Origin of the sequence: Aquilutibacter rugosus, from assembly GCF_036541335.1 — a bacterium.
Classification (GTDB): Bacteria; Pseudomonadota; Gammaproteobacteria; order Xanthomonadales; family Xanthomonadaceae; genus Aquilutibacter; species Aquilutibacter rugosus.
This window is the reverse complement of record NZ_JAZHBO010000001.1, coordinates 25,130-49,275: the sequence shown is the minus strand read 5'-3', so window position 1 is coordinate 49,275 and position 24,146 is coordinate 25,130. Positions and strand designations below refer to the sequence as shown.

Annotated in this window: 39 protein-coding genes and 1 pseudogene; 36 read left to right on the top strand and 4 right to left on the bottom strand. The window is 60.9% G+C overall.

The annotated features are described in order from the left end of the window. Positions 1-175 precede the first annotated feature (175 nt). From V3390_RS00295 to V3390_RS10205, 3 genes and pseudogenes are all read right to left on the bottom strand, one after another. A complete protein-coding gene (locus V3390_RS00295; RefSeq protein ID WP_331702866.1) occupies positions 176-499 on the bottom strand; it encodes a hypothetical protein in 324 nt (107 codons plus the stop codon). A 12-nt stretch (positions 500-511) separates the two neighbouring features. Next, a complete protein-coding gene (locus tag V3390_RS00290; RefSeq protein WP_331702865.1) occupies positions 512-667 on the bottom strand; it encodes a hypothetical protein in 156 nt (51 codons plus the stop codon). Positions 668-766: 99 nt separating this feature from the next. Further along, positions 767-1,018 (bottom strand): annotated as a pseudogene (locus V3390_RS10205) (helix-turn-helix domain-containing protein); the annotation flags it as partial. Positions 1,019-1,163: 145 nt separating this feature from the next. Between V3390_RS10205 and V3390_RS00285 the strand changes: the two are divergent. Both V3390_RS00285 and V3390_RS00280 read left to right on the top strand, forming a co-directional pair. Next, positions 1,164-1,415, top strand: a complete 252-nt coding sequence (locus tag V3390_RS00285) for a DNA-binding protein (protein ID WP_331702864.1) — start codon at positions 1,164-1,166, stop codon at positions 1,413-1,415. Positions 1,416-1,496: 81 nt separating this feature from the next. Next, positions 1,497-1,673 carry a hypothetical protein gene (locus V3390_RS00280; RefSeq protein ID WP_331702863.1) on the top strand — a complete coding sequence of 59 codons (177 nt, stop codon included), beginning with the start codon at positions 1,497-1,499 and terminating at the stop codon, positions 1,671-1,673. A 4-nt stretch (positions 1,674-1,677) separates the two neighbouring features. Here the strand turns inward: V3390_RS00280 and V3390_RS00275 are convergent, their stop codons facing one another. After that, a complete protein-coding gene (locus V3390_RS00275) occupies positions 1,678-1,884 on the bottom strand; it encodes a hypothetical protein (RefSeq protein ID WP_331702862.1) in 207 nt (68 codons plus the stop codon). Between the two features lie 107 nt (positions 1,885-1,991). Between V3390_RS00275 and V3390_RS00270 the strand changes: the two genes are divergently transcribed. The 34 genes from V3390_RS00270 to V3390_RS00105 all read left to right on the top strand — a co-directional run bounded on the left by V3390_RS00270 (position 1,992) and on the right by V3390_RS00105 (position 24,077). Next, positions 1,992-2,585 carry a hypothetical protein gene (locus V3390_RS00270; protein ID WP_331702861.1) on the top strand — a complete coding sequence of 198 codons (594 nt, stop codon included), beginning with the start codon at positions 1,992-1,994 and terminating at the stop codon, positions 2,583-2,585. Further along, entirely contained in the window at positions 2,578-4,542 is a 1,965-nt protein-coding gene (locus V3390_RS00265; protein WP_331702860.1) for a transposase domain-containing protein, read from the top strand. Before V3390_RS00270 ends, V3390_RS00265 begins: the two co-directional genes overlap by 8 nt. Positions 4,543-4,792: 250 nt before the next feature. Beyond that, entirely contained in the window at positions 4,793-5,776 is a 984-nt protein-coding gene (locus tag V3390_RS00260) for an AAA family ATPase (protein WP_331702859.1), read from the top strand. Then, on the top strand, positions 5,773-6,408 hold the full coding sequence (locus tag V3390_RS00255) for a MarR family transcriptional regulator (RefSeq protein WP_331702858.1): 636 nt from the start codon (positions 5,773-5,775) through the stop codon (positions 6,406-6,408). The genes V3390_RS00260 and V3390_RS00255 overlap by 4 nt, the downstream gene beginning before the upstream one ends. Continuing rightward, entirely contained in the window at positions 6,405-6,626 is a 222-nt protein-coding gene (locus V3390_RS00250; RefSeq protein WP_331702857.1) for a hypothetical protein, read from the top strand. Before V3390_RS00255 ends, V3390_RS00250 begins: the two co-directional genes overlap by 4 nt. A gap of 1 nt (position 6,627) precedes the next feature. Further along, positions 6,628-7,002, top strand: coding sequence for a hypothetical protein (locus V3390_RS00245; protein WP_331702856.1), 375 nt, complete (start codon positions 6,628-6,630; stop codon positions 7,000-7,002). Next, entirely contained in the window at positions 6,995-7,288 is a 294-nt protein-coding gene (locus V3390_RS00240; protein WP_331702855.1) for a hypothetical protein, read from the top strand. Before V3390_RS00245 ends, V3390_RS00240 begins: the two co-directional genes overlap by 8 nt. Next, positions 7,275-7,511 carry a hypothetical protein gene (locus V3390_RS00235; RefSeq protein WP_331702854.1) on the top strand — a complete coding sequence of 79 codons (237 nt, stop codon included), beginning with the start codon at positions 7,275-7,277 and terminating at the stop codon, positions 7,509-7,511. Before V3390_RS00240 ends, V3390_RS00235 begins: the two co-directional genes overlap by 14 nt. Further along, entirely contained in the window at positions 7,511-8,032 is a 522-nt protein-coding gene (locus V3390_RS00230; protein WP_331702853.1) for a host-nuclease inhibitor Gam family protein, read from the top strand. Before V3390_RS00235 ends, V3390_RS00230 begins: the two co-directional genes overlap by 1 nt. Continuing rightward, positions 8,032-8,265: a hypothetical protein gene (locus V3390_RS00225; RefSeq protein ID WP_331702852.1), complete on the top strand. Its 234-nt coding sequence runs from the start codon at positions 8,032-8,034 to the stop codon at positions 8,263-8,265. The genes V3390_RS00230 and V3390_RS00225 overlap by 1 nt, the downstream gene beginning before the upstream one ends. After that, positions 8,262-8,456 (top strand): hypothetical protein, encoded by a 195-nt coding sequence (locus tag V3390_RS00220; RefSeq protein WP_331702851.1) that lies wholly within the window; start codon positions 8,262-8,264, stop codon positions 8,454-8,456. The genes V3390_RS00225 and V3390_RS00220 overlap by 4 nt, the downstream gene beginning before the upstream one ends. Before the next feature lie 53 nt (positions 8,457-8,509). Then, entirely contained in the window at positions 8,510-8,899 is a 390-nt protein-coding gene (locus V3390_RS00215; protein WP_331703611.1) for a gp16 family protein, read from the top strand. Continuing rightward, a complete protein-coding gene (locus tag V3390_RS00210; RefSeq protein WP_331702850.1) occupies positions 8,896-9,312 on the top strand; it encodes a Mor transcription activator family protein in 417 nt (138 codons plus the stop codon). Before V3390_RS00215 ends, V3390_RS00210 begins: the two co-directional genes overlap by 4 nt. Positions 9,313-9,375: 63 nt before the next feature. Further along, positions 9,376-10,254 carry a hypothetical protein gene (locus V3390_RS00205; RefSeq protein WP_331702849.1) on the top strand — a complete coding sequence of 293 codons (879 nt, stop codon included), beginning with the start codon at positions 9,376-9,378 and terminating at the stop codon, positions 10,252-10,254. Beyond that, complete coding sequence (locus V3390_RS00200; RefSeq protein ID WP_331702848.1) at positions 10,226-10,711, top strand: hypothetical protein; 486 nt, start codon at positions 10,226-10,228, stop codon at positions 10,709-10,711. The genes V3390_RS00205 and V3390_RS00200 overlap by 29 nt, the downstream gene beginning before the upstream one ends. A 138-nt stretch (positions 10,712-10,849) precedes the next feature. Then, positions 10,850-11,146, top strand: a complete 297-nt coding sequence (locus V3390_RS00195; RefSeq protein WP_331702847.1) for a putative holin — start codon at positions 10,850-10,852, stop codon at positions 11,144-11,146. Further along, the gene (locus tag V3390_RS00190) at positions 11,101-11,763 is read left to right on the top strand and encodes a transglycosylase SLT domain-containing protein (protein ID WP_331702846.1); all 663 of its coding nucleotides are present in this window, start codon (positions 11,101-11,103) and stop codon (positions 11,761-11,763) included. The genes V3390_RS00195 and V3390_RS00190 overlap by 46 nt, the downstream gene beginning before the upstream one ends. Next, the gene (locus tag V3390_RS00185) at positions 11,754-12,449 is read left to right on the top strand and encodes a hypothetical protein (RefSeq protein ID WP_331702845.1); all 696 of its coding nucleotides are present in this window, start codon (positions 11,754-11,756) and stop codon (positions 12,447-12,449) included. The genes V3390_RS00190 and V3390_RS00185 overlap by 10 nt, the downstream gene beginning before the upstream one ends. Then, positions 12,446-12,802, top strand: a complete 357-nt coding sequence (locus tag V3390_RS00180; protein ID WP_331702844.1) for a protein kinase family protein — start codon at positions 12,446-12,448, stop codon at positions 12,800-12,802. The genes V3390_RS00185 and V3390_RS00180 overlap by 4 nt, the downstream gene beginning before the upstream one ends. After that, positions 12,789-13,100: a hypothetical protein gene (locus V3390_RS00175; protein WP_331702843.1), complete on the top strand. Its 312-nt coding sequence runs from the start codon at positions 12,789-12,791 to the stop codon at positions 13,098-13,100. Before V3390_RS00180 ends, V3390_RS00175 begins: the two co-directional genes overlap by 14 nt. Before the next feature lie 3 nt (positions 13,101-13,103). Further along, complete coding sequence (locus V3390_RS00170) at positions 13,104-13,637, top strand: DUF3486 family protein (protein WP_331702842.1); 534 nt, start codon at positions 13,104-13,106, stop codon at positions 13,635-13,637. Beyond that, positions 13,634-15,232, top strand: a complete 1,599-nt coding sequence (locus V3390_RS00165) for a hypothetical protein (protein WP_331702841.1) — start codon at positions 13,634-13,636, stop codon at positions 15,230-15,232. The genes V3390_RS00170 and V3390_RS00165 overlap by 4 nt, the downstream gene beginning before the upstream one ends. 2 nt (positions 15,233-15,234) lie before the next feature. Next, on the top strand, positions 15,235-16,818 hold the full coding sequence (locus V3390_RS00160; RefSeq protein ID WP_331702840.1) for a DUF935 domain-containing protein: 1,584 nt from the start codon (positions 15,235-15,237) through the stop codon (positions 16,816-16,818). Further along, positions 16,811-17,983 (top strand): PBECR2 nuclease fold domain-containing protein, encoded by a 1,173-nt coding sequence (locus V3390_RS00155; protein ID WP_331702839.1) that lies wholly within the window; start codon positions 16,811-16,813, stop codon positions 17,981-17,983. The genes V3390_RS00160 and V3390_RS00155 overlap by 8 nt, the downstream gene beginning before the upstream one ends. A gap of 137 nt (positions 17,984-18,120) precedes the next feature. Then, positions 18,121-18,603: a phage virion morphogenesis protein gene (locus V3390_RS00150; protein ID WP_331702838.1), complete on the top strand. Its 483-nt coding sequence runs from the start codon at positions 18,121-18,123 to the stop codon at positions 18,601-18,603. Between the two features lie 321 nt (positions 18,604-18,924). Then, entirely contained in the window at positions 18,925-19,929 is a 1,005-nt protein-coding gene (locus V3390_RS00145; protein WP_331702836.1) for a phage protease, read from the top strand. A gap of 29 nt (positions 19,930-19,958) precedes the next feature. After that, complete coding sequence (locus V3390_RS00140; protein ID WP_331702835.1) at positions 19,959-20,867, top strand: Mu-like prophage major head subunit gpT family protein; 909 nt, start codon at positions 19,959-19,961, stop codon at positions 20,865-20,867. Between the two features lie 5 nt (positions 20,868-20,872). Further along, the gene (locus V3390_RS00135; RefSeq protein WP_331702833.1) at positions 20,873-21,190 is read left to right on the top strand and encodes an HI1506-related protein; all 318 of its coding nucleotides are present in this window, start codon (positions 20,873-20,875) and stop codon (positions 21,188-21,190) included. Further along, positions 21,187-21,684, top strand: a complete 498-nt coding sequence (locus V3390_RS00130) for a DUF1320 domain-containing protein (protein WP_331702832.1) — start codon at positions 21,187-21,189, stop codon at positions 21,682-21,684. The genes V3390_RS00135 and V3390_RS00130 overlap by 4 nt, the downstream gene beginning before the upstream one ends. Beyond that, a complete protein-coding gene (locus V3390_RS00125) occupies positions 21,681-22,133 on the top strand; it encodes a phage tail terminator protein (protein WP_331702831.1) in 453 nt (150 codons plus the stop codon). Before V3390_RS00130 ends, V3390_RS00125 begins: the two co-directional genes overlap by 4 nt. Further along, positions 22,130-22,294: a hypothetical protein gene (locus tag V3390_RS00120; protein ID WP_331702830.1), complete on the top strand. Its 165-nt coding sequence runs from the start codon at positions 22,130-22,132 to the stop codon at positions 22,292-22,294. Before V3390_RS00125 ends, V3390_RS00120 begins: the two co-directional genes overlap by 4 nt. 2 nt (positions 22,295-22,296) lie before the next feature. Next, positions 22,297-23,289, top strand: coding sequence for a phage tail tube protein (locus V3390_RS00115; RefSeq protein ID WP_331702829.1), 993 nt, complete (start codon positions 22,297-22,299; stop codon positions 23,287-23,289). Positions 23,290-23,394: 105 nt separating this feature from the next. After that, positions 23,395-23,742, top strand: a complete 348-nt coding sequence (locus tag V3390_RS00110; protein ID WP_331702828.1) for a phage tail assembly chaperone — start codon at positions 23,395-23,397, stop codon at positions 23,740-23,742. A gap of 68 nt (positions 23,743-23,810) precedes the next feature. Then, complete coding sequence (locus tag V3390_RS00105) at positions 23,811-24,077, top strand: DUF1799 domain-containing protein (RefSeq protein ID WP_331702827.1); 267 nt, start codon at positions 23,811-23,813, stop codon at positions 24,075-24,077. Positions 24,078-24,146 lie beyond the last annotated feature (69 nt).

Below are 24,146 nucleotides of genomic sequence, written 5' to 3'. Positions count from 1 at the left end.
AATAACGTGGGTTAACACGGGACGGAGCCCACTGTTGAGCCTTATCAGGCATGTGGCGGTAAAAATTAGGCGGCAATTATGGTTTGCAAACAAATCGGCGTTTCAGCCGTTTTGGGACACATGGTTTGCAAAATTCAACGCGGCGGCAAAAAGCGTTTAAATCCCCTTCAAACCTTCAAATGCCAGGCGGGGCGTCCGGCGGCCCAAGGCCGTTCTGAAGACAGTCCTCCAGTTGGCGCAGGCGGCGACGCAGCTGGGCGAGCTGATCCCCACTCAGATCCTCGACGCGCCTGACGTCGGCAGCGGCCAGCGTCCAGGTGATCTCACGCTGCAGCCCGTACCAGGTGGCAATCCGGTCGATCTCGGCGACGTCGTAGGAGCGGCGCGCAGGCGGCGCGTATTCGCTTGAATCCCCTTGTAAATAAGGGGTTTGGTGCTCAACCGGCACACTGTCCCTCAGCAAATCCCGTACTTGGGCCACCCACCGCTGGTCCGCCATTTGTCTCCCTGATCAGTCCTCTAAGCCTTTAGATGCCGGCACGGCAAACTTCAGAATCTGCGCCTCGGGGAGTCCATTCGTGATGGCGTCATAAATGAGGGCTACCAGCTTTGCGTAGCTCTCACGACGCAGCGTGCGGCCTGAAAGTGCCTCGTCGGCGAGATTCATAGCAATTATCAGGTCCTCGGTTCTCACGGTTTGAGAATCGGCCGGGAGACCGAGTTGTGACGCATTTTGAGGGCCGGCACCAGTTGCAAGCCACTCTAGTGACGCATTCGCTGCGTGGCAAAGTCGCGCGGCCACGTCCAGCGGAGGCATATTCTCCCCGCTGATATACCGCTGTAGCGATGAGGGTGCTACACCCGCCGCCTTTGCCGCTTCTGGGCGTGTCCCTACCACTTTTGCGAGCGCAGCCAATCGAGTTCCGAGTTCTCTGGCAGAAGTCGGAACTAAGTCGGAACCGAGAGTGCTATTAGAGGCTATCTCGTAACCTACTGATATTGTTCGTTTTTTTGCCATTTAATCCCAGATGTAGTTGTAAAAGAAGTCGGAACTAGAAAAAAACTCCCAAAAGTAGTTGACATTAATCCCAGATGTGGGAATATTGGTTTTAGATGGGACGCCTATCTAAACCCTTTAAGCCGTTCACGTAGGGATCTGAAAAATGTCAGGAAAATCTCCAGTTCTAAATTCAAATGAGGCAAAAGCCCGGATCCGGGCGTCGGGAATAACGGTCACGCAGTGGGCAGAACAGCGGGGCTACCGGCGCGAGACGGTGTACCGCGTCCTCAACGGACAACTCAAGGCCAACTTCGGCCAGGCGCACGAAATTGCCGTGCAGCTGGGCATGAAAAAGCCCAGTGATGAGTTTACCAGCCACAGCATATCTGGCAATCCGCAAACGAAGGTCGCCTGATAGAAATGGGCGCCGCCAAATCCCCATCCCGACGTTCTCTCGTGGAGCGGGCCGAATCAAACATCAACATAGGACATTCCAATGAGCATCGATTTAGTTCGGCTGCCGCTTCGCTGTGCGCTTCGTCCAATCGTCCGGCTATTCCGCTGGGTGATGGCCGATACCCAACAGGAAATCGACGCGCGCAACTATCACTTCCTCATGAAACGCTTGCAAGAAACAGAACGGATGGAGCGCGACAGCGCGGACCCCAGCTAAAGCTTCAATCCAGCGGATCCAGTCCCAAGTTTTGCAGCACCTCATTGATGCCTGCGATGAATTCGGCATTTGATTTCAACGACATCGGTGCCGTCACCTTATGCAGCGTGACTGAATCCCGGACACTCGACCCTGCGCCTGTGGCGTTCATTAGGCCTTGGATTGCCGCGACTATCGCCAAGTGCTGTCCTGCCAATTTCTCGTCGTTCATCTTTTTGCCCTCCTTTGGGGCTGGTTTGTGTGAGAGCTTCCAGCGTAACCCAGAGGAGGGCTCCCCCTCGTATTTCACATGCCTGACCCGGGCTCAACGGGTGGGGATTGGCCGGTTCGTGCCCCGCGTTCATCCGCGCGAAAACACCGGCAGCACGGGAGCTGGTGGCCACGCAGTGGCATTACTCCTCGACCAGTGCGACCGTGGCCAGGTGGCGGTGGGGGTGGCGCGTGCTTAAGCGTGGCGACACCCTCACCGGTGACTTGTTCCCCGGATTGAAAGCGACACCGCTGCCGCCGCTCGGCAGCATGGACTACCGCGGCGAAGTTGCGTTGCTGGTCAGCAAGCTGCTCAAGGATTACGCGGCCAACGCCGCGCATCCGTTGACCGGCACCCGATACGAATTTGCAGCCCGCGTCAGCGAGCTCACTGACGTCGAGACTTCCAAGCTCGTGCTCGACAGCTACACCTCGGTTGCCCGAGAAGATTGCAACCTGCCGCTCTGGAAAGTGCCGGCGATGGACTGTGTGGCATCGGCCCGCGAACTCAGCGAATGGCCGGTGCTCAAACTCGGCGGTCGTGTCCTTTGGGGATCGGACATTGTGGACGCGGAAATTGTGCGCGCCCAGGCCGAAATGGACCAGCTGCGTGAGGAGATCCGCAGCCTGAAACAGATGAAGAAGAGGGCGGCCAATGGCTGACGGGAACTCACCGAACGAACGCTGGTACTCGACCGCCGAACTGGCGGGTCGTCCGGGCATGCCGACGTCAGAACGAGGCGTTCGAAAAGCGGCCGCAAATCAGGGGTGGAAGTACATCGCCCGAAAGGATCAAGGCGGCGGCAAACTTTTCGCTCTAAGCTCGCTTCCGCAAGTTACGCAGGTTGCACTCGCCAAGCCACTGCTTGAACTGCCTGATCACGTCCGCGACGTCGTCGAAGAGCGTGCGCTCGAAGAGAGGGCGGCATGGGAAACATACCGCCGGTCTCCGGAGTCGCTGCGCCTCGCCGCGGACCGGCGCGCAGGCGTACTCCGCTCGGTCCGCGCCCTGCGTCGCAACGGCACGTCGCTGATGACCGCGCGGCAGCTGGTGGCCGCCGCCGAATCCGCCGACGGTCACCCGATCTCAGCGGCTACGATCGCGCGTTGGGAGTCGGACGTCAAAGGCTACCCGTCAGCGCACTGGCCCGCACTTCTGATCCCCCGATACACCGGACGCGTGTCAGTTGCCGACATCGAGCCCGAGGCATGGGAAATCTTCAAGGCCGACTATCTGCGGCCGGAACAACCGACGATGGCTGCCTGCTACAACCGGCTGCTGCGCATTGCTGCGCAGCGCGGCTGGACGTTGCCCTCGTTGAAGACGTTTCAACGCCGCGTTAAGGACCTCCCCAACACGGTCGTCGTGCTCAAACGCCAGGGCGCCGACGCGCTCAGCGACATCATTCCCTCGCAGCGCCGTGACAAGTCCTCGCTGCATGCAATGGAAATGGTCAACGCCGACGGCCACAAGTTCGACGTGTTCGTGCGCTGGCCGGACGGCACGATCGCACGGCCGATTCTGCTCGGTGTGCAGGACATGTACAGCGGCAAGCTGCTCGCTTACCGCGTGGCGAGCACTGAATCGACGCAGCTGGTGCAGCTGGCATTCCGTGACCTCGTCGAACGCTACGGCATCCCGCGCAAGGTGCTGCTGGACAACGGCCGTGCTTTCGCATCCAAGAGCAACACCGGCGGCACCCCGAACCGGTTCCGCTTCACCGTCAAGGAAGAGGATCCCAAGGGCCTGCTGGTGCGCCTTGGCTGTGACGTTATCTGGGCGACGCCGTATCACGGCCAGGCCAAGCCGATCGAACGTGCGTGGCGCGATCTGTGCGAGACCATTGCCAAGTCGGTCGATTTTTCGGGCGCCTACACAGGCAACAAACCGGACGCCAAGCCCGAAAACTACCAGTCGGCCGCCGTGGACCTCGATACGTTCGTGAGTGTGCTCGAACGCGAAGTCACGCTGCACAATGCCCGCACTGGCCGCCGCTCGGCGGTCGCCCGCGGCCGGAGTTTTGATCAGGTGTTTGCAGAGAGCTACGCCGTGTCGCCGATCGTCAAAGCGACGGGTGCACAGCTGGCCGATCTGCTGTTGTCCACCAAACTGCGCAAGCTGAGCTCGCGTGACGGTTCGCTGACACTGTTTGGCAACCGCTACTGGAGCTCGGAGATGGTCGAGTTCCTGGGCATGCAGGTGCATGCACGGTTTGATCCCGACCATCTGGATCGACCGGTGCAGATCTACAGCGTCACCGGCACATGGATGGTGGAAGCGCCACTGCTGTCGGATACGCCGGTCTTGTCGGAGGAGGGAGCGCAACAGATTGCCCGCGCCCGCCGTCAGTTACGCCATGCGACGCGCAAGATGGCCGACGCCGAAATCAAACTCACGGTCGCACAGGTCGCGGCCATGCAGCCCGACGCACCGCAACCGGACGCACCGGTCAGCAACGTGGTCGCACCGTTTGCCATGCGTCGGCACGCCGCGGTCGTTCCGCTGCAACGCACCGGTACGGACGACGCGCCGATCGAAGACGACCTGTCCGAGATTTATGCACAGATGGCTGCAAACGCCGATCGCGCCAATAGCTGGAATTACGACGATGAGAACTGATGGACGCCCCGGCGCGCGTTTACGCGCCATGACCGAATTTAGGGCCTCACATCCCTGTGCCCCGATCCCATTTGGATCCGCTGCGCGTGACCTCGAACGATATTCCCATCGACGGTTGAAGGCGCCTGGCGCACTGGTCGCCGCCGAACTCGCGAAGCCGTCGCGTCGTGACAGCAGTCCGCCAATGTGGCGCTCAATTCCGACGTGCCGATATATCTACCCTCCCTTTCCGTCCAAAGAGCAGCAGCGCATGAACAAAACTCCTTCCCATGTCGTAACTCCCATCCGTCCCGAGGTCGAAGTGACCGTGACTGACGAGCAGCATCTGCGTGCCCAGGTCGACACCATCATGCAGGCCGAAGAGATGACGCAGAGCGAACTCGCGCGTCAGGTCGGCATTGCCTCGTCCACGCTCAGCCAGTGGATGTCGGGGAAGTACGGCGCCCGAACCGACAAGCTGGTCGCGGCCGTGCAAAAGTGGGTCGCCGACTACCTGCAGCGCAAGCAGCGCGGCGACATGCCGACCGCCCCCGATTTCATCATGACGCCGACGGCCAAGCGGATCTCCGGTGCGCTGGATTACGCGCGCTCCGCAGGCGACATAGTGCTCGTGTACGGCGGGGCTGGGGTGGGTAAGACGTCGACGATCATTCACTACCAGCGCACCCATCCCAACGTCTGGCATCTGCAGATCTCGCCCGCCACCTCGTCGGTCATGAGCCTGCTGGAAGAGATCGCCAGTGCCGTCGGCATTGTGGGCTACGTGCGCAACCGCGCCGCGCTGCAGCGCGAGATCGTCAAGCGCATGGCCGGTACGCGCGGCCTGCTGGTCATTGACGAGGCGCAGCACCTGGGCGTGGTCGCCCTGGAGCAGCTGCGCTACTTCACCGACAGTCTGGACATTGGCATGGTCCTGTGCGGCAACGTGTTTGTCGCCAGCCAGTTCACGGCCGGCAGCAAGGGCGCATATCTCGATCGCCTTTCATCCCGCGTGGGCATGCGAGTCCACATCAAGTCCTCGCTGCAGCCGGACATTGACGCGATCATCGACGCCTGGGGATTCACTGACGAGAAGTGCCGCGCCCACGCACGCGACATCGGCAAGAAGCCGGGGGCGCTCCGCTCGCTCAACAAGTGCTTCTCACTGGCCACCAACTATGCGAATGCGCGCGGTAAAGCCATGTGCTGCAGTGACCTGAATCGGGCCGCGAAGGAACTGGGGCTGTTCGAATGAATGCGAACGTCAGCCTCAGCAATGCGATTCTTTCCGTGCTTGAAGATGGGCCGGCACTCACTTCGGAACTTCGCACGCTATGCGATTGCGATTCGTCCGATGACTATCACGCGCTAAGAGTGGCACTCACATGGCTGTACCGCTGCGGCAAGGTGACACGGAAGGAGCACTACGGACACAACTGCACGCGCAGCGTGTTCTTGTGGAGTAGCGCAGAGCCGGCGAGCGACGGCTTGAGCTTCATAACACCAATGCAGCGCGCATTTGAGTATGTCAAGGCACACCCGGGTGTTTCTACGACCGTCGCTCGCACTGAGCTCGAATTGTCCAGTGCCACAGCAAACTACCTGCTGTCTTCGTTGTGTCGTCGTGGCTTGATTCAACGCACCGGAAGAACGGTTCTCAATGGCAATGCCTCGACCTGCTGGATTGCCATTGCCGAGTATTTTACTGCTCACTTGCGTCCTGGACAGGCATCGAACCGTCGGCAGACGGATGCCGTGCGTGTGGATAGGCCACTAGATCCTCTCAGTGAACCTTTTTCATACTGGCTCGCCGAGGATGCGCGCACCTGCATTCGGCCTGCGTTTCGCGCCTTACTCGCCGTAACCTCGTCGGAGACCGTTGCATGAATCTCGACATGAGCAAGGTGCATCAGCACCTCACCGCCAATGCCAACGCGATGGTCTGCGCCGAGCACGAGCTGTCGCAGGTGTTGGAATCATTGGAGCGCCAGGATCCGGCCGATCCCTTAGCCATTGAAGTAGGGATGGCGCTCGACGCGCTGAATGCCGCCGCGCGGCACATTTGCCGCGTCCGTCAAGGGCTCGGCCTACAGGGAGGCAACTGAGATGGAGATCGACCACGCCAAGCTGCTGGCGATTTTGCAGGATCGTCACCTCGGAGCCGCAAATGGGGCCACCGCCTCGCAACTGGTCTTTGAAGTCTGCGGCGGCAAGCGCGATGCCGCTCTGGAACGGCACCTGCGATCGGCGATCGTCGAGCTGCGCCGGCACGGGGTGCCCATCTGTGCCACGCCTGGCGAGGGCTACTTCTATGCCACCTCCATCGCAGAACTGGACCAAACCTGCGAGTTCTTATTTCAGCGATCGATGACGTCACTGGAACAAGTGGCCGCGTTGAAAAACGTGGCGCTGCCCGATCTGGCCGGCCAGCTCGGCCTTCAACTCCAATCCACTACGACTAAAGGGACCTCTAATGAATGACATTGCGAATCGTCTGCGCGCCGCTGCGGAAGCGGCAGACGCCCTCGTTGCCCAGGGAATTCCCGTGCATGGCGGCCACACTTTCTCGACCTCAGTAAACGACCCCGTGGTGCTGTTCGTCGCCCGCATGCCAGTCAATGCGATCCCGGTCGCGTCTCGGCGTGAGCAGGTCGTTGGCATGCCATACGCACGCCGTGTTCTGCGCGCGAGGTTTGGAGGCGTTCTGATTGAAACCGTCGAACACATCCCGAATGCAAAGCAGGGTGAATCGCATGTGCTCCACTGATCGCCCGCGCTACTTGGTGCTGCGCAATGCGATCGCGATGTCCGGTACTCCCTGCCAAACTCTGAAGGCCGCCACGGCGGCCGCCGAACAGGCCGTGCAGCGAACCGGCGAGTGCTATGTCGTCGTGGCCATCGAAGCCGAACTCTCCCGCGATCCACAGCCGCGCATCATTATCCGCCAGTTCCCTCAACCCCACTTCAAAGCCCCTTTAAAGGACCTGTAATGAGCAAGAAAACCCGCATCAAGGCCAGCGCGATCGAAGCGCCCAAGAACCGCGACGAAGCGGCGGAGATGGTCGGCCGTATCGGCGCCGCGCAACGTGAGCGCCAGCGCATCCAGGCGCAGATGAACGATGATCTCAATGTCATCCGCGCCAAGTACGAATACGACGGCCAAACGCAGCAGGCCATCATCGACGCCAACTTTGCCGCCGTGCAGATCTATGCCGAGGCCAACAAGGACGATCTGCTCAAGGGCAAGCTGAAGACCGTCAAGCTGTCCACCGGGGAGCTGTCGTGGCGCAAGCGGCCGGCGAGCGTCAGCATCCGCGGCGTCGACGGCGTGCTGGGCGCTCTGAAGTCGCTGAAGCTCGACCGCTTTATCCGGACCAAGGAGGAGATCGACAAGTCGGCGATTCTGGCGGACCGCGATGCGGCGGTCGTCGTCAAGGGCATCACGATCAACGACGATGCCGAAGACTTTGTCGTCAAGCCGTTCGAGACCGAACTGGAGGAGACGCGCTGATGGCCGTTCGCACGATTGAGGGAGTCCGCGTGCGTTCCCGCCACCACCAGCACTACGATGGCCGCGCGGTCGTCACGATCAGCTGGAACACCAAGACTCACAAGGTCGACGTTAACCTGCACTTTGCCAGCGGCAAGACGGAGGAGGCGTTCGACCGGGATTTTGACGTCGGCCGTTACGATCCCCTGATCCGAAACACGATCTCCGAGATCGACGAGCTGGTGACCTCATGAACCGCGGTCTCTGGATCGTGCTTGCGCTGCAGTTCGCGCTGTTTGTCGTCCTCGCACCGCCCGGTCCGCTGACCGGCTGGGCGCGAATCCTTGGGCTGGTCGAGACGGGTGTGTTGGCATGGCTGCTGTTCACCCTGCTGCGCTCGTGGATGCGATTTGTTGAAACCCTGGACGAGGCGCGCTACTGGTGAGCGCACGTCGAGCCCAGCCGAATCCGCGCAAAAGTCAGCTCGTGCGCATCCACATGGCCAAGTCCCAACTGGGGCTGGACGAGGACACGTATCGGTGTCTCCTTCGCCGTGTGACAGGTTTGGACTCGTCCGCCAAAATGTCCACCGCACAGCGCAACGACGTCATTGCGGAACTGGTCCGTCTGGGATTCAAGGATCGCGACCGCAAGGACGGCCGCCGGGTGTTCAAGGGCGAGCCGAAGAACTCCAAGCGCGACGACGTCATGAGCAAGATCCGCGCGCTGCTGACCGACGCCGGCCGTGAGTGGGCCTACGCCCATTCAATGGCCAAGCACATGTTCAAATCCGACCGCCTGGAGTGGCTGTCACCGGAGCAGCTGCACAAGCTGATGGTGGCGCTGCAGGTGGACGCCAACCGCCGTAAACGGAGCCAATCCCAATGACCGACAGCAATGACGATCTGTTTCAGGACACCCCGATGGACGCGCGGATCCTCGACGCCGGCGACGACATCCCCACGGAGTCGTGGGCCAAGACGCTGGTGCGCGTCATTGAGGTTCAGGAGGCCGCGTTCAAACGCGCCGGAAAAGGCGATGAAGAGGCGTTTAAACTCGCCCAGATTGCGACGCTTGCGCTGGCTCAGTACATGGGCGGCGCGAGCCTGTACATCCCCCGCGGCGATACGCTGGAGATGGCCGTGCGTGACGCCGCCATCTTCCGCGACGCGTTCCGCGGCAACGTGCCGGATCTCGCGCAGCGGTACAAGCTGACGCACCGACACATCTGGCGTATCCTCAACCGCCAGCAGAAGCTGCACATCCGCAAGCTGCAGCGCGACATGTTCGATGAGGGCTAATTTGACGAGGCGGCTGATTTTGAACATTCTTAGCTGAACGAAACTGCTTTCAGCTGGGGACCAATGAACTTGACACATCTCGTTTTTGACCTGTATCGGTATCAAATACTTCCCATCGATCGATTCGATGAGTTGCCGTTGGCACCCGGCGTCTCAACTCAGGAGACAGTTCCGAATAAGAATAGGTACTTTAGGGAGGCACTTACCGGAACCAAGAGTTATCAGTACACGACTCAGCGGGGAACTGATCGGACGGCAATTTTTAAGATTGACCTGGAATCAAAAAACGACCTGCTGCTGAGAATCGCAACAAATAAAACTGTTGTAGTGGAGAACGAGGACCTCGAGTCCATTGAGGTTGATGACCACCCATCGGTTTATGTAATTGTGTTGGACAGTGAGCAAATAATCGCAGTGCAACGCCGCGCAAAAGCCTTTAGCTCCACTGCTACCGCAATCCGATTAATTGCAGAGGTCGTGAATGACAAGCTGTATCAGAAGGAGTTGCAAGCCCACTTCGAACCGATACGAAAAGCTGCGGATTTTTGGAATCTCGTAAAGACGTACGAAAACCGCATTGTTCAGGTCCGTTTTGATATTGTTACGCCAAACATGTCGGACCTGTCAAAGGTGCTCAGCGACGATATCAAGGATTTTGCGAAGGCCACAAATGCCGTGAGGACAACCTATGACATCGAGTCCCACCACAATGCAGCGCTTAAGCTTGATCCAAAAAACGAAATATTGAACGGTCTGGTGGAGTACTCCTCAATGGGTGGCGGCTCCATCACGGTTAAAGTCCGATACGGTTCAATGAAAAAAACGGTTAGCACCAAGCAGGGCATTCAAACCGCAGAGTTGGAGAATGTGGAGTTGGAGGCGACCGGTACGCTGGAAAACATTAAGAGTCTACTTGGCCATTTCACACTCGGCGATGATTAAATCAGTCCTCAAGAAATCTCTTCAGTTTCTATTGGTGGCATTTGTCGTCACGCTCTTCATGCGCACGATTGGGTCGGCGTTTCTTTCAACCTTTCTGAAAGATAATTTGGTCCAATTGCAGGTAGCGTTGCTGGCGCTTAATGTAACGACGATTGCGCTAGTTTTGACGCGAATACGTGAATTGATTGAAATGGCTGCGCAACGAGGTCTGAAATCGGGGGCGACCTTTTTTGCGAAGTCAGTAAAGGAAATTAAGCTTTCACTCGCGGAACAGCTATCACTTGTGGCTGTCGCAATATTGGCTCTGTCGATCAATCAGGGGACTGCGTGGCCAGCGCAGGATTGGATTGCACTTGCCTGCAACACGGTGACATTAGCCGCGTTTATCTACACGCTGGATGTTACTTGGGACTTAGGGAAGGCACTCATTGGAATCATCAGCGCGTCAATTGAGTGACGCAGGTCAGCAGCGTCAGCACCCATTCTAAAGTGACACTTTAGGCTCAACGGAGCCACTTGTGTGTTGCGGCTCCGGGCGGGTCGCGACGGTCCCTCGTGCCCGCCATTTCATTTTCCATGAATGGGCGGTGCACGCATGAAGAACTACCTTTCCCTTTACCTCAAGGATCTCGGCCGCGCGTGGCCGCTGCTTCTGGTCTTCGCCATCACGTTTGCCGTCGTCCTGACGCTGAACCCGGCCAAGGCCGGCTTGGCTATCTGGGGTCTGAGCAAACTGGCGCTGGGCGCTTACGTCGGCTACTGGGCCGACCGTCTGACCTTCCGTCCGGAAGATCGCCCGCACGTGCTGCAGGGCGTTGAGCGGGGCACGGCGTGGAAGCGTCGTGCATGGATCGTCTCGGCTTCGATCGTCGCGGTGGCGCTGCTGCCGTGAGGATCCTGTTTGCCGCCCTGGCTCTCGCGCTCGTCGGCAACGCCGCGCATGCGCAGGTGCCGGCCGACTCCACGCGGTACCGTCTGCAGCTGGAACGCGAGGCGGTACGCAACTTTGGACTGACGCCACCGATTACGGTGCTGGCCGCGCAGATCCACCAGGAGTCGTCCTGGAATCCCAAGGCGGCTTCCGCGTTCGCCCAGGGACTCGCGCAGTTCACGCCGGCCACGGCCAAGTGGCTCCCGCAAGTCTGCCCAGCCGTTGGTACCCCAGATGTGTGGGATCCGGCTTGGTCCCTTAGGGCACATGCCTGCTACGACGCGTGGCTGTACCGCCGCGTGACGCGTTACGCGGCGCCTACGCCACCGCTGTCGACGTGTGACCGGCTGGCGTTCATGCTTCGTGCGTACAACGGCGGCGAAGGCTGGCTCAACCGCGAGCGCAAGCTGGCATTTGAAAAGGGTGCGAACCCCAACAGCTGGAAGGCAGTCGCGGCCTATCGCGTCCGCGCTGGCTGGGCCCATAAGGAAAACACGGAGTACCCGCACCGGATCCTGACAGTTCTGGAACCGCGTTACTACAACGCCGGCTGGGAACGACTGCTGCCGTGCGCCTGAACCTCTCCAGCCCGGTCCTGATCAAGGCGTGGCCTTACGCAGCCGGCGCGTTGCTGCTGGCACTGGCGCTCGGTGCGGCATCGGGCGGCTACGCCTCCTACAAGTGGATGTCCGGCAAGGTCGAGCGTGCGGAACGCCGCCTCCTAGAGAAAGAGCGCGACGATGCGGTCGACGCGGTCAGGCAAGTCAGCGACGCCGCGGAGGCCCTCCGGGCAGACGCGGCTGCGGCATCGATACGCCGACAGGAAGCGGCGCGTCGCATGGAGTCCATCGCCAATCAACTGGAAACCCAACGCCATGCGATCGAAAAATTCCAGCAACAGCAAAAGCAGTCTCTGGAGTCGCTGCTTCGCCAGCATCCTGATCTACGCTATTTGGATCTCGGTGACGACATCTTGCGCCACTGGAACCAAAGCAATAAAGGTGCCGCCACCGGTTCCGGAAGCGCCCCCGCCACCACCCCAGCAAAACGCGATGCGGCTGTGTCCGCCCTTGCCCCTGGCTGCGGGGTCCTCGTTGCCGGAACTGCTCGACAACCACGATGCGGTCACGGCGGCCTACCACGACTGCCGGGCGACACACGCGGCGCTGGTCGAGTCGGTCCAGGAGTGGCAGGCAACGGCACGTCGCTGGTATTGCTCCGCGCTCAAGCGCACCAACCTTCCGACGAAGGACTGCGCCAGTGACTGAGATCGTTCTCTCGACGCCGATTGTCGTCACCCTCATTCTCGCGTGGCTCGGCAGCATTGTGGCCTTCGGCAAAATCCTGCTCGCGCAATTTGAAAAGCGTGTTGAAACGCAATTTAACGCCGCCGCACAGACGCGAGACCAGCAGTACAGCTCCCTTTCAAGGGACTTTCTGACGGAGCGCGAACGCGTCACCGTATTGATTACCGAATTCCAAGGGATCTGCAAGGAGCTGCCGCTGGCCTATGTCCGCCGCGAGGATTGGATCCGTTTCTCCACGCAGATTGACCACAAACTCGACAAGCTCGCAGAACTTGTCATTTCCGCCGGAAATACCAATGCACGAAATTGATCTCGACAAAGCCCACCGCGAACAGGCGCGCTGGCGCATCCTCAAAGTGCTGGACTCCGGCCGCCCGATGGCAGTGTCGGAGCTTGTCATTTTGCAGGCCCTCAACGATGCGACCCTGTCGCTGACCCCGAACGGCCTGCGCCGCGAACTGAAGTACCTCGAAGACCGCCGGCTTGTCACGCTGGCCAATCTCTCGTCCACGGTCTGGGCCGCTGCGCTGACGCGATTCGGCGTGGACGTCGTGGAGTACACGGTCGACTGCATGCCGGGCATTGCCCGCCCGGCCAAGTGGTACTGAGCCATGCCCCCGCGTTCGAAGGTCCATCAGCTTCCCGAGGACATCCGTCAGTCCCTTGAGCAGCGCCTAATCCAGTCCGGATTCTCCGACTATCAGGGTCTCTCGGACTGGCTGGCGGAACAGGGCTTCGAAATTGCCCGATCGTCCTTGCACCGGTTCGGTCAGGGTTTCGAGGAGCGATGCGCGGCGCTAAAGATTGCCACCGACCAGGCGCGTGCGATCGTCGAGGCATCTCCCGACTCCGAGGGCGCGATGGGACAGGCGCTGACGCGTCTTGTCCAGGAGAAGATCTTCAGCGTCCTCCTGGACATGGAGATTGACCCGGAAGAGGTCGACATTTCAAAACTGACTCGCGCGATTGCCGACCTGTCGCGCGCGGCCGTCAGCCAGCAAAAACACGCCAGCGAAGTTCGCCGCGCGGCGCGGGAAGAAATGTTGGCCGCGCAGCGCGAGGAGCTGGCCAAGCAGGTTCGCAACGGCGGACTCAGTGACTCGGCGGCCAAGGTGATGCGCGAAAAGATTCTGGGGATCGCATGACCGGCACCAAACCCAAGCGCGCGCGCACGGCTCGCAGCAAGACTGACAAGGGGCCGCTGATCGGCCCCTTGTCGGCTGCGATCGCCAATGAGCTGCAGCGGCTCGACGACGCCGTCCTGCTGCGCTACCAGTCGGAGTGGATCGCCGATCGCTCCCAGCTCAAAGTGGCTGAGAAGTCCCGCCGCATTGGCCTGACCTGGGCGGAGGCCAGTGACAACGTGCTCACGGCCGCCAGCCAGCCCGTGGCCGGCGGCATGAATGTGTATTACATCGGCTACAACATGGACATGGCCATCGAGTACATCGAAGCCTGTGCCATGTGGGCGCGTGTGTTCAACGAGGCTGCCGAGGAAATCGAGGAGGGCGTTGAGGTATTCAAGGACGGCAACGACGAAAAGGCGATCAAGACCTACACCATCCGGTTTGCCAGCGGATTCCGGATCGTCGCGCTCAGCTCGCGCCCGGCCAACCTGCGCGGCAAGCAAGGTGTCGTCGTGATCGACGAGGCCGCGTTCCATCAGGATCTCGGCGAGCTGCTCAAAGCGGCAATGGCACTCACCATCTGGGGCGGCCAAGTCCGCATCATCAGTACGCACAACGGCGACCAAAACCCGTTCAACGAACTGGTCAATGAGATCCGCGCCGGCAAGCGCGCGGGCTCGATACACCGCATTAGCTTTGACGACGCGATCGCGGCCGGACTCTACCGCCGGGTGGCGCAGCGCCAGGGCAAGCACTGGACGATTGAAGGTCAGGACCAATGGCGGCAGTCAACCTACTCGTTCTACGGCGACGCGGCCGCCGAAGAACTGGACGTCATTCCGTCCCAGGGCAGCGGTGCGTGGCTGTCCACGTCATTGATCGAGTCGCGCATGGAAGACCGGCCGGTTTTCCGTCTGACGTGTCCGGTGGGCTTTGAGCAGCGTTCGGATCATGACCGCTGGCGTGAAGTGCAGGAGTGGCTGGAGTTCTATGTCGGCCCTGCAACCGAGTCCCTTGACGCCGCGTTGCTCAGCTACTTCGCACAGGACTTTGGCCGCAGCAGCGACCTGACCGTCATGGCGCCCTGTCAGGTCGACCAGAAACTGGTCCGCCAGGTGCCTTTTCTGGTGGAACTGCGCAACGTTCCGCACAAGCAGCAGACGCAGATCGCGGAGTTCATTCTGGACCGCATGCCGGGACTGGTAAAAGGCGCCGTGGACGGCCGTGGAAATGGCCATGCAGTTGCAGAGTCCCTGGCACAGAAGTACGGCTACAACCGCATCGAGATCGTCATGCTCACCGAGAGCTGGTATCGGGAACAAATGCCCGGGCTCAAGATAGCCTTCGAAGATGACACGATCCGTATCCCTCGCGACAAGGACACGCTGGGCGACCTGCGCTCGGTCAAGATGATCCGCGGCGTCGCGCGGGTTCCCGATACCAAGGGCACATCGCAGGATGGCGGCAAACGCCACGGCGACTCCGCGATCGCATTGGCACTGATGCACTACGCCACGCGTCAGGACATCGAGATCATCGACTTTCACCGCGTACCGCTGCATGGCGGCCGCGATTCCAAACTCGGCGCCGGCTGGCGTCAACGGGGACATTGAACATGGCCATGCGCCGCTCAACCATTCTTGACCACAACGGCAACGCAATCGAGCTCAAGGTGCTCGATGAAGAGGTTGCACGGCCGTCCGTCACCGGCATTCGCCAGGTGTGGCACAGTTCGGTCGCCGACAATCTGGGCCCTCAGCGCCTCGCGTCCATTCTGCGCAGCGCCGCAGAGGGCGATGCCTACGACTACCTGACGCTTGCCGAGGAGATGGAGGAGCGCGACCCGCACTACGCGTCGGTGCTCTCCACCCGCAAGCTCGCACTCGCCGCGCTGGACATGCGCGTCGACTCGTACTCAGACGATGCTCGGGACGTGGAAATTGCTGACGCGCTACGGGAGGTCATCGGCGGGCCGGAGTTCCGTGAAGCGGTGTTTCACCTCGCCGACGCGCTCGGCAAGGGCTACTCCGTCGCAGAGCTGATCTGGGACCGCAGCTCAACACCGTGGGTCCCGGCACGTATCGAGCATCGGGATCCGCGCTTTTTCCGTTTCGACCGCGACACCGGTCGCGAGATCCGATTGCTCACGGAGCAGGAGCCGGCGTTCGGTGAGCCACTGCAGCCCGCCAAGTTCATCGTCCACATGCCACGCCTGCGCAGCGGTCTGCCGGTACGCGGTGGTCTTGCGCGTCTCGCGGCGGTCGGTTACATGTGCAAAGCGTGGACGTGGCGCGACTGGATGGCGTTTGCGGACATCTACGGCCTGCCCATGCGTGTCGGCCGCTACGGACCCGGTGTGCGCGATGAGGACATTCGCAAACTGATTGCAGCGGTCAGCAGCCTTGGCAGTGACGCCGCGGCGGTGCTTCCGGATTCGACCCGCATTGAGTTCGAGCAGGCGGCCAACGTCGCCGGCAGCGCCGACTTCTTTGAACGCCTCGCCGACTGGTGGGACCGGCAGGTTTCCAAGGCGGTGCTCGGTCAGACGATGACCACGGACGATGGCGCCTCACTTTCGCAGGCGCAGGTCCACAACGAAGTGCGTATCGACCTGCTCAAGGCCGACGCAATGTCGCTCGACATCACCCTCAACCGCTACCTGATCCGCCCGTTCGTGGATCTGAACTTCGGTCCGGGCCGTTACCCGAAGCTGGTCACCGTGGTACCCGAGCCCGAAGACTTGCAGCTGCTTGTCAATTCGCTGGAGAAGCTTGTGCCGATGGGTCTGCGCGTCGAGGAGTCCGTAATGCGCGACAAGCTGGGGTTACCCGACCCCGGTGACTCGCTGGATGTACGGCTACTTCAAGTGCCCGCACAGATCGCAAACGCGATGTCTCCAATCGTTCAACGGCCAGTTGAACAGGCTTCAAACCGCGAACAGCGTAGGCCGGATGAGCCCGACCGCGAGGATCAGCTGGTGACTCTACTCAGCCAGTATGCGGATCCGGTGATTGACGGATGGGTTGGCCGGATGCGTCAGCACTTGGAAGAGAGTGAGTCACTGGAAGACTTCCGTGATCGGCTGCTGGATCTGCTGCCGGAGCTAAGTACTTCGGAATTGGCAAAGGCTATGCAGCACGCGCTGGCCGTCGCGCACGTCGCCGGCATGGCAGACGCGCTGGATGACAGCCGTGCCTGATATCGTCGGCAATTTCGGCTCAATGGACGAGGCTGTCCGTTATTTCCGCGACAAGAAAAATATCCCCACGCGACGCTGGGACGAACTGCTGCACGGAATGAACGCGCCTGCATTCACGATTGCCGGCGCAACCGAGGAGGCCTTTCTTGCTGACATGCACAAAGCGGTCGCGGCGGCGATCGAGAAAGGCGAAACTCTGGAGGACTTCCGGCAGCGATTTGACGACATCATTCGGCGTCAAGGTTGGAAGATGAGCGGAGCCGAGAAAGCCGACAACGCCGGGTACCGCGCTTGGCGTACCTCGGTGATCTACCACACCAACGTTCGCACGGCGTACATGGCGGGACGCTGGGAAACCCTTAAGCACTTTCCGTATCTCAAGTACAAGCACAACACCGTCAACAATCCGCGCAAAGATCACCAGGAATGGGACGGCCTGATCATTGCCACGGATGACCCCTGGTGGGAAACTCACTACCCACCCAACGGCTGGGGCTGCCGATGTACAGTGATCGGAATCTCGAAGCAACGACTGGGTACACAAAAGCCGGATGCGGCGCCAACGCCAGCAATGCGTGATGAAAAGGTGCCGGCCGAGTGGCGCTACAACGTTGGCATCGCCGCCTTTGGCAGGGCGATTGAAAAAACGGCAACTACGGATCCGCGAGACTGGCTGCCGATGGATCCTTATTTTCCTGACCACTATGATCGCCCGGACATCCCATTCGATGCTCCAACGGTTCCTCTCGCACCCAGAACCGACAGCATTCCCGAAATCCGGCAACGCTTTAGAGATCTCTTCGGTGGCGATTCGGTGACTTTTATCGACCCAACGGATGCGGTAATGAGCGTAACGCAGGCAATGATCACCCACTGGGCGGAAAAGCAGGGTGGATTCGAGGGGCGAGAAGCGTACTTGCCGCTGCTCCGAGAAATTATCGAAGATCCCTACGAAATCTGGGTAGGTTTTGAACGGCACCAGCGTACTGGCAAAGTTCGCATTCGCCGTCGATACATCAAAGGCTTGATGGTCGGAAAAAAGAAAATCGGAGGCGTGGTCCTGGACTCGATACCAGGGGAGTGGGTCGCACTGACGATGTTTCACGGCAGTCCTACCGGTGCAAAGAATTTACGAACCGGGCGGATGACGTGGTTTCGAAAATAGAAATGGTGACTATCGGCGTTCATCGCCACCGACGTCTCCCGATGCCTACCATTGAGCGATGACTCGATAGGTTCGAGGGTTTCGGATTTGAACCGTTACGCACCGTTTTCCAACAGCGCCCGTGAGCAAAGATTACCATGACTGACCGTTTCACCATTGAAGTCGACTCCGAAGACGCCGACCGTTGGTTCAGCAAGCTGACCCGAAAGCTAGACGACCTGACTCCCGTTATGCGCGACATCGGCGAGTTACTGATCGAATCCACGCAGGACCGGTTCAAGAAGTCGGAGGGCCCCGACGGCAAACCGTGGGCGCCCGTCAAGCGGGGCGGCCGGCCGTTGGTCAAGAGTGGCCGCATGCGCGACGACATCCATTCGCGCTTCGGCCGAGATTTTGCCGAGGTTCGCGCTACCGCCCGGCAGGCAGCATTTCACCAGTTCGGGACGCAGCCGTATGTGATCCTGCCCCGGAACAAGAAGGCGCTATTCTGGAAGGGCGGCCCGGGGCCGCGCCATAAGGTGAATCATCCCGGGTTGCCGCCTCGCCCATTCATGGGGCTCTCGGATGACGATCGGGCAAAGCTGGATCGTCTGACCGCCAACTGGCTTACAGAGGATTGACGGGCGTGCGTAAAACGCGCTGTGCGCCCCACGAAGCCCCAAGGGCGGGCGGAGATACCCCGAGCCCCCCAGAAGGCGAAATTGAACGCGTTTAAACGTGTTTTAAACACGGTCTGGGACCGCCTCGACCCGCCATTGTTGCCGGAAACGGCGAAATTGGTCGAAAGCGGCTTGAGTCCCCCCCCGAATCGATCCCTGGCGGCGGATCGTAACCGGCACGGGGAAATCTGTTAGGGTGAAGCCGGCTGCCGCCCCAAGACGCGTTCAGGCAGTGACATAGGTCAGCAGACCCGCAGGCGGATCCGCCCGAACAATGGGCCGATGAAGACGCTTTCCGCCGCCCTCAACTTTGAGCTCGACTTCCAGGGCAATGTTGCCCCCGCCTCGATCCAGCTGATCCCCGCTGGTGACATCCGCGGCATGGACGGTCGGCGTTGGACGATGGCGCCGGCCGATGCCGACCGGGTCGTCCAGTCATTCAACAGCCGCGGCCTGCAACTTCCGATTGACATCAATCACTCCACCCAGCTGGCGGCCCCGGCCGGCGGCGATTCCCCGGCTGCAGGATGGATTGAAAAGCTCGAAGTCCGGGACGGTGGCATCTGGGGCAACGTGCAGTGGACGACGAGCGGCGGCACCCGCGTGCTGAACCGCGAATACAAGTACATCTCCCCGGTGTTTGATTTTGATGCCGCGACCAAGCGCGTCGTGCGGCTGGTCAGTGCCGGCCTGGTCAACACCCCCAACCTGCGCCTGCAGGCGCTCAATTCCTTTTCCCCCTGCGAGAACGATTCAATGAACCGATCCACTGCTTTGGCGCTGGCCCTGTCCACCGCGCTCAACCTCGAAGCCACCGCCTCCGACGACGACCTCGCGGCTGCCATCATCGCGCTGAAGGATAAGGCCGACGAGACGTCCACGGCGCTGAATGCCGAAAGGGCCAAGGCGCCCGCTCTCGACCAATACGTACCGCGCGCGGATTACGACGCCACGCTTGAGCGTGCCAGCAATGCCGAAGCCGCACTTGCTGCGAAAGACAAGGAAGCGCACGACGCTGCCGTGTCGAGCGAAATCGACGCCGCGCTCAAGGCCGGCAAGATCACGCCTGCGACGGTGGAATACCACCGCGCCGCCTGCGCTGAGCAGGGCGGCCTGGAACGCTTCCGCGCCTTCGTCGCCGCCGCGCCTGCGGTGGCCGAACCGAGTGATCTCGGTGCCCGCAAGCCAACCGGCGACACTACCGCGCTCAACGCGGAACAGGCCGCGGTTGCACGTGCCCTGGGCATGAGCGAGGACGATTACCGCGCCGCGCTCGCCCTGAACTGATTTATCCACCCCACTGACACGGAAACGACATGCTTCTCTCTGCCGCAATCATCAAGGCCCTCTTTGTGGGCTACCGCTCCGACTTCCAGTCGGCGCTCTCCAACACCCCGACCTCGTGGCAAAGTGTCGCCACCGAAGTGCCTTCGTCCACGGCATCCAACACCTACGGCTGGCTGGGTCAATTCCCGCAGTTCCGCGAGTGGGTCGGTGATCGTGTCCTCAAGGACATGGCCGCGCACGGCTACTCGATCAAGAACAAGGACTGGGAGTCCTCGGTCGAAGTGCTGCGCACCGACATCGAAGACGACAACGTCGGCGTCTACAAGCCGCTGTTCCAGGAAATGGGACGCGCCGCAAAGGCGCAGCCCGACGAGTTGGTGTTCGGTCTGATCAAGGCCGGCCGCACCACGCTGTGCTACGACGGTCAGAACTTCTTCGACACCGATCACCCGGTTTATCCGAACGTGGACGGTACCGGTGCTGCCGTGCTGGTCAGCAACAGTGACGTCGATCTGGCCGCGCGTCCGAACAATCCGATCTGGTACCTGTTCGACACCTCGCGCGCGATCAAGCCGATCCTGTTCCAGAACCGCAAGTCGCCGGTGCTGACGGGTATGACCGATCTCAACGATGAATCGGTGTTCATGCGCAACAGCTTCCGCTTCGGTGCAGACTCGCGCAACAACGTCGGCTTTGGCTTCTGGCAGTTCGCCTATGCGAGCAACCAGCCGCTGACAGCCGCCAATTACGCAGCTGCCCGCGCCGCCATGAAGTCGTTCAAGGCTGACGGGGGCCGCCCGCTGGGCATCACGCCCAACACGCTGGTCGTGCCGCCTCAACTCGAAGCAGCAGCCCGCAAGCTGCTGATCAAGGACGAGAACGGCGGCAACGAGTGGGCCGGTTCGGCCACGCTCGTCGAATCCAGCTGGCTGTCCTAACCGTCATGGGTACGGTTATCACGCAAACGCGCCACGGCCAGCCGTACTACCGCTGCGGTCAGCGCCACCTTCCGGAGAAGGTGGCGTTTGACGCGGAGCTGTTTACGGAAGAGCAAATCGCGCAGCTGCAGGCAGATCCTCATCTGTTCGTGTCGCTGTCGGATTTCGACGGCGAGCTGGTGGATCCGGTGGATCCATCGGGCGACGGTGAGGGCGGCACGGACAGCGATGACAGCACGGACGACGACGACACGGCGGAGACCGCAAGCGAAACACTTCCCAAAGGCACCAAGGCCGCCAAGGCGACGCGATCCAAGAAATGAGCTACGTCCGGCCATCGCACTTGACCGACGGCGCGGAGACCTGGAGAGAGGTCTCCGAGCTGTATGAATTGACGGTTGACGATCTCAAGGTCGTCATCGCATCGGACGGGGTGACGGACAATCAGCAGGCCGCGGAGGCGTATGCAAGCCTGCTGCGGTTCTGCGCTCAAGCGGATGCTGAGGTGGACAGCCGCTTGGCGCGCCGCGGCTATCCCTTGCCGTTGAGTGCCACGCAGTTCCCGGTCCTCACGGTATGGGCCCGGGCCATCGCCCGATACCACATTCACCGCAACCGCGATCGGTCCAGCGAAGAGACCGGCCGTATCGAACGTGACTACCGCGACGCGCTTCGGGCGCTGGACATGGTTGCAGAGGGCACCCTCTCGCTCGGGGCCAATGATCCGCTGCTGGCTACCGCCGGCGAGGATCCGGCAAGCGTTGAGGTTCACTCCAACGCACGACTATTTTCGCGTGACACCCTGGGGGGCTTGTGAGCACCGGACCGTTTCCGACCGACGCGGTCATCGCGCGCCTGCGATCGCATGCGCCGTCGCTGCGTATCGTCGGATCCTCGGCCGACCTGCGCACGGCACTCGAACAAAAGCCGTCGGTTACGCCTGCGGTGTATGTCCTGGTCGAAGAGTCCGCGCGACCGCCTCAGCTCAGCGGACCGGCGACCGTGCAGCACGTTGCGGTCTCCGTCCAGCTGGTCGCCTTTGTGCGCAGCGCAACGTCCGAGCGTGACGGAGCCGGAGCCCGGTCCATTGCCGACCAGTCGGTCATTCCGGAAGTCCGCGCCGCGCTGATCGGCTGGGCCCCGGGTAACGGGTACGACTCTCTCTCCTTCAGCGCCGGCCGCGACGAAAACTACGAGACCGGCTACCTCTGCTTCCAACAAGTCTTTCAATCCGAATACCGAATCCAACACCAGGCGATGCCATGAACGAGACTCCCTTCCCGACCCCCACCACGCACGGTGACTGGCACATCATCGACGGCGAGCTCGTCGACCTGTCGCAGACCAAACCCGAACCCAAGGCATCTCGCAACCGCAAGGCCGATGCGACCGACGCCGCCGCAAATGACACTTTAAAGGAACAATAAACATGGCTCAACCACCTCTGGATTACTTCAAGAAGCGCGCGGTCGCCGTCAAGATCGAAGCGACCGAGGGTGTCGACGCGGTGCCCACTGCCGCGCTCAACGCCATTGTGCTGATGAACGGCTCGTCTGGCACCGAGATCGACAAGGTCGAGCGGCCGGTCGATCTTCCATTCTTCAGCGGCACCCCGTTTGTTGTGGGCAATAAGCGGGCATTCATCGAGGGCGAGTTCGAGCTTTATCCACCGGCGACGCCGGGACAGGCTGCTACATCGAACGCAGTATGTGAACCACTCCTGCTGCCCTCCGGCATGACGGCCGTCAAAGATGGAGTGGCCAAGACCACTCGATATAACCCGATCTCCAACGGCATCCCTTCGGCAACGGCCTATTTCTGGCACGCCGGCACCCACAAGAAAGTATTGGGCGCCCGCAACGAGCTGTCGGGTCTGTCGATCGCAATCGGCGACCGGTTCAAGGGCAAGGTCAAGCTGATCGGCTCGTACAACACGGTTGAAGAAGCGGCGTTGCCGACGGTTACGCTGCCGACAACCGTTCCTACAGTGGCCAAGGCCGAGAACACCGTTACCAAGCTGTCCACGGTCGGCGGTACGGGCGCAGGCGTTAACGTGACTGCCCTGAGCGTACTTGGCAAGAGCTTGGAGATCGATTTTGGCAACGACGTCAAGAGCGTGGAATACACGACGCTGCGCGTGGGACGCATCGCCGATCGATCGGCGAGCTTCAAGCTCCGTATCGCCCGCACGGCGTCCGCCGACTTCGATCCGTGGAAGATCCGCGACGCCGGTGTCATCCTGACCGGCAGCCTGCGACTGACGGAAGCGAACGCGCTGTATTCGGAGCTGGGATTCCGCGGCCAGATCGAAGAGATCAGCGAAGTGGATATCGACGGTGACTACGGCTGGGACATCAGCGGCCCCTGCGTGGCCAGTGCCACCGGTGGTGACGAACTCTACGTTTTGTTTGGCGGTCCGTAACGCGTAGCCCGCGTCACCCGCGTCACTGACACAGGTCCTCCCGCGCGCGTGCGGGAGGACTTTTAGTATGGGGTTTCAATTCACCTTTCACCCAGGGACATCCCCATGCTCAAGCTTAAAAAAACCGAAACTTTTAAGATGCCCGTTGAAATCCAGCTGCCGGACGGCGCACGCGGCACGCTGACCTTTAACGTCAAATACAAGTCCAAGGCCGACCTCAAGCGAATGGGCGATGAGGAGTTCACGGACGAGCAGTACATCGCTGAAATCCTTGTGGGCGCTCCCGAGGGTTTGGGCGACGAGAACGGCAACGCCATTACAGGCGACGAGGCGCTGCGTGAATTCAATGACGGCGTCTACTCCGCGTTCTTGCAGAACGCGTTCCTTCAGGAGTTCTTCGCGCGCTTCGGGGAAGCACGAGTAAAAAACTCGAAGTCGTCGCGCTTGCGTTAATAACGGGGCGCGGCGAACGGGAGCTGATCGATGAGGAGCACGCAGCCAGTCTGTCTTCCGGGGAGGTTTTGCGCGGTGACGCGGGCGATGCGCCCGTCGGCGACGAATGGGTCGAGGTCCTGGCTTGCAACGCGCGCTCGGTTGAAGTCTGGTGCGCGTGCAAGCCGGCGTGGCTCGTCACCGCAAATGCGGCCGTCTACCAGGGCATTACCGCGCTGGAGGCAATGGCTGCGTGCGATCTGCTCGGGATTCCGGTTCGGGCCCGGCGACGGATCTTCAACGACATCCAGCGGATGTCGCAGGTGGCGTCAGCGCACTATGCGGTACGCAAGTAGGGCGAAGCCGGCAGCACTCACTGCAAGAAACCAGAGCGACTGGAAAACAAATCCAGCGAGAATCCCGAA

Excerpts from the sequence above, each read along its gene's own strand:
- V3390_RS00190 (WP_331702846.1), top strand. The coding sequence starts at position 11,101 with ATGGATCGTCTCGGCTTCGATCGTCGCGGTGGCGCTGCTGCCGTGAGG.
- V3390_RS00230 (WP_331702853.1), top strand. The coding sequence starts at position 7,511 with ATGAGCAAGAAAACCCGCATCAAGGCCAGCGCGATCGAAGCGCCCAAG.
- V3390_RS00165 (WP_331702841.1), top strand. The coding sequence starts at position 13,634 with ATGACCGGCACCAAACCCAAGCGCGCGCGCACGGCTCGCAGCAAGACT.
- V3390_RS00245 (WP_331702856.1), top strand. The coding sequence starts at position 6,628 with ATGGAGATCGACCACGCCAAGCTGCTGGCGATTTTGCAGGATCGTCAC.
- V3390_RS00205 (WP_331702849.1), top strand. The coding sequence starts at position 9,376 with ATGAACTTGACACATCTCGTTTTTGACCTGTATCGGTATCAAATACTT.
- V3390_RS00255 (WP_331702858.1), top strand. The coding sequence starts at position 5,773 with ATGAATGCGAACGTCAGCCTCAGCAATGCGATTCTTTCCGTGCTTGAA.
- V3390_RS00120 (WP_331702830.1), top strand. The coding sequence starts at position 22,130 with ATGAACGAGACTCCCTTCCCGACCCCCACCACGCACGGTGACTGGCAC.
- V3390_RS00195 (WP_331702847.1), top strand. The coding sequence starts at position 10,850 with ATGAAGAACTACCTTTCCCTTTACCTCAAGGATCTCGGCCGCGCGTGG.
- V3390_RS00140 (WP_331702835.1), top strand. The coding sequence starts at position 19,959 with ATGCTTCTCTCTGCCGCAATCATCAAGGCCCTCTTTGTGGGCTACCGC.
- V3390_RS00275 (WP_331702862.1), bottom strand. The coding sequence starts at position 1,884 with ATGAACGACGAGAAATTGGCAGGACAGCACTTGGCGATAGTCGCGGCA.
- V3390_RS00260 (WP_331702859.1), top strand. The coding sequence starts at position 4,793 with ATGAACAAAACTCCTTCCCATGTCGTAACTCCCATCCGTCCCGAGGTC.
- V3390_RS00290 (WP_331702865.1), bottom strand. The coding sequence starts at position 667 with ATGAATCTCGCCGACGAGGCACTTTCAGGCCGCACGCTGCGTCGTGAG.
- V3390_RS00150 (WP_331702838.1), top strand. The coding sequence starts at position 18,121 with ATGACTGACCGTTTCACCATTGAAGTCGACTCCGAAGACGCCGACCGT.
- V3390_RS00170 (WP_331702842.1), top strand. The coding sequence starts at position 13,104 with ATGCCCCCGCGTTCGAAGGTCCATCAGCTTCCCGAGGACATCCGTCAG.
- V3390_RS00160 (WP_331702840.1), top strand. The coding sequence starts at position 15,235 with ATGGCCATGCGCCGCTCAACCATTCTTGACCACAACGGCAACGCAATC.
- V3390_RS00285 (WP_331702864.1), top strand. The coding sequence starts at position 1,164 with ATGTCAGGAAAATCTCCAGTTCTAAATTCAAATGAGGCAAAAGCCCGG.
- V3390_RS00175 (WP_331702843.1), top strand. The coding sequence starts at position 12,789 with ATGCACGAAATTGATCTCGACAAAGCCCACCGCGAACAGGCGCGCTGG.
- V3390_RS00235 (WP_331702854.1), top strand. The coding sequence starts at position 7,275 with ATGTGCTCCACTGATCGCCCGCGCTACTTGGTGCTGCGCAATGCGATC.
- V3390_RS00215 (WP_331703611.1), top strand. The coding sequence starts at position 8,510 with ATGGCCAAGTCCCAACTGGGGCTGGACGAGGACACGTATCGGTGTCTC.
- V3390_RS00240 (WP_331702855.1), top strand. The coding sequence starts at position 6,995 with ATGAATGACATTGCGAATCGTCTGCGCGCCGCTGCGGAAGCGGCAGAC.
- V3390_RS00130 (WP_331702832.1), top strand. The coding sequence starts at position 21,187 with ATGAGCTACGTCCGGCCATCGCACTTGACCGACGGCGCGGAGACCTGG.
- V3390_RS00210 (WP_331702850.1), top strand. The coding sequence starts at position 8,896 with ATGACCGACAGCAATGACGATCTGTTTCAGGACACCCCGATGGACGCG.
- V3390_RS00225 (WP_331702852.1), top strand. The coding sequence starts at position 8,032 with ATGGCCGTTCGCACGATTGAGGGAGTCCGCGTGCGTTCCCGCCACCAC.
- V3390_RS00265 (WP_331702860.1), top strand. The coding sequence starts at position 2,578 with ATGGCTGACGGGAACTCACCGAACGAACGCTGGTACTCGACCGCCGAA.
- V3390_RS00295 (WP_331702866.1), bottom strand. The coding sequence starts at position 499 with ATGGCGGACCAGCGGTGGGTGGCCCAAGTACGGGATTTGCTGAGGGAC.
- V3390_RS00110 (WP_331702828.1), top strand. The coding sequence starts at position 23,395 with ATGCTCAAGCTTAAAAAAACCGAAACTTTTAAGATGCCCGTTGAAATC.
- V3390_RS00280 (WP_331702863.1), top strand. The coding sequence starts at position 1,497 with ATGAGCATCGATTTAGTTCGGCTGCCGCTTCGCTGTGCGCTTCGTCCA.
- V3390_RS00135 (WP_331702833.1), top strand. The coding sequence starts at position 20,873 with ATGGGTACGGTTATCACGCAAACGCGCCACGGCCAGCCGTACTACCGC.
- V3390_RS00220 (WP_331702851.1), top strand. The coding sequence starts at position 8,262 with ATGAACCGCGGTCTCTGGATCGTGCTTGCGCTGCAGTTCGCGCTGTTT.
- V3390_RS00115 (WP_331702829.1), top strand. The coding sequence starts at position 22,297 with ATGGCTCAACCACCTCTGGATTACTTCAAGAAGCGCGCGGTCGCCGTC.
- V3390_RS00250 (WP_331702857.1), top strand. The coding sequence starts at position 6,405 with ATGAATCTCGACATGAGCAAGGTGCATCAGCACCTCACCGCCAATGCC.
- V3390_RS00145 (WP_331702836.1), top strand. The coding sequence starts at position 18,925 with ATGAAGACGCTTTCCGCCGCCCTCAACTTTGAGCTCGACTTCCAGGGC.